Source organism: Oleiphilus sp. HI0067, assembly GCF_001635735.1.
Map to the genome: position 1 here is coordinate 1 of NZ_LWFI01001219.1, position 1,881 is coordinate 1,881.

Genomic DNA, 1,881 nt, shown 5'->3' on the forward strand with positions numbered 1-1,881 from the left:
AATTGCTCGTAATCGCGGTACGCCAGTCGCATAAACGATGTCTTTAATACCAATAGCGGGGTCACTAAGATAATCAGTAATGCCTATCTCTGCTTCACCAAAGATTAAGTTCTGAGCATATGGAGAGTAGAGGTTTGCATCTAGAACCAAGCTTGTTTTGGCCTTATCTAGCGCAAACACAGAGGCAAGGTTCTGCGTCACATAACTACCGCCACCACCATGGCTCACCGAACTAACCATGCATACAAAGTTTTTCTTTTTTTGATGCTGCAGTAACTGCGTTCTTAGCTCCCGAAATATATTAAGCACTTGAGGGCTATTCATACCCGGGTAAATCAGCTTTCTTTCATCTAACTCTTGTTGAGTGAACTTATCCACTTCTTCCATTTGATCAATACGTGGATTCGATTCTGATACAGCCGCTTTGGTCAACTCGCTCACAGTAACACTCCCATATGAAACGCCACAGCTAAGCCTGTATAGGCTGCAAAAATAGCCAGCGCCAAGATTCCACAAACGACCATATCACTGCGTCTCAAACGCTGTGTAAGCGGTGTATTCACATGAGGAATAACAGCTAATACGCGTGCATCCATAGCATAAATAGATGATGCAAAGCGGATTCTCGGATCAAGCAGTACATAGGCGACAGCTAAGCCGATCACGAACAATATTCCTAACACTGGACCAACTAATACAAAATGTATAAAACGTAAACCAGAGGGCATCAAAGGCGGCAAGGGTGGCTCTTGAATTCGATACGTCACACCCTGCCCCTCGATATTCAAGGTCATTGAGAGACGGGCCTTCTCTTTACGCTCGAGCATATCCTCATAAATTTTCTTGGTCACATCGTAGTCACGTACAAGCTCCGCTTCTACTGCGCCACGCTCAGCGACACGCTGACGGCGATCGAACTCATTGATTAGCAAACCATCTAGAACAGTTAAACGCTTTTGCTTGGCTTGAATAGATGTTTCGACTTGAGAGATACGGCTGCGCAATTCTTGATAAAGAGGGTTAAGCAAGACCTCACTGCCCTCTTCGAGCTCACGAGGCTCGCCTTTATTCTCTTGCGCAATCGCTCGTTCAAAGGCTTCCTGTTCTATGACTCGCTTCAAATCGGCAATTTGGTAACGCAGTGTAATAACGTCTGGATAGTCTTCTGTGTAGGTCAGCAACAAGCTTGACAATGTTGATTCCAATTCGGCTAATCGCACCGCGTAGGCATCGACTTTTTTGGTGGTTGCGGCGAACTCAGACTCTTTTGAAATCTGTTGTTGCAAAGCCTTTAGCGTAATTTCGTCTTCGTCAATCGAGATCTTGAGCTCCTCGATTTGGTTTCTCAAGCGCTGAATACTCGAGCTGACATCTGTATCACGCCCATCAAAATTACGAGCTGTAAATTCTTTTAGCTTGTTCTCGGCAGATACAAGCTGCTCTTTGTATTGCTTCACTTGATTGTCGATAAACAGGAATGCTTCACGGCTTTCTGCTCGCTGCTCATCAGAGCTTGTTCGAATAAAGGTATCGATAATTGCATTCAAGCCCTGATAAGCCTCATCAGCACTCGACGCAGAAAAGTCGATAGACATATAGCCTGAGCCGATTGACTTTACTTTGATACTTGCACGAAGTGCAGTGATATAGTTTGCCATTGAAGAAGGCGTTTCTTCTGTTTTAGCGCCGTATACGTTTTTCGCAACAACGGCCAACAAACTTGGCGAATAAAGCTTCTCACGCACAACCTTTGTACGATCTTCAACTTTTGACTGTTTCGCTTGCTCAGCAAGCAACGGCCCTAAAATGTTTTGGTTATCAGCGTAAATCGTAGCAGATGTCTCGTACTTAGACGGCCAAAACATACCCACCACTAAAACA

The 1,881-nt window shown here is 44.8% G+C and carries 1 protein-coding gene and 1 pseudogene; both read right to left on the minus strand.

All coding sequences use genetic code 11. From position 1 onward, the window contains the following. Positions 1-441: pseudogene (locus tag A3739_RS18275) on the minus strand (hypothetical protein); the annotation flags it as partial. Then, the coding region (locus A3739_RS18280; protein ID WP_156502679.1) for an XrtA system polysaccharide chain length determinant at positions 438-1,881 on the minus strand (1,444 nt) is incomplete at its 5' end. The gene A3739_RS18280 and the pseudogene A3739_RS18275, both read right to left, overlap by 4 nt.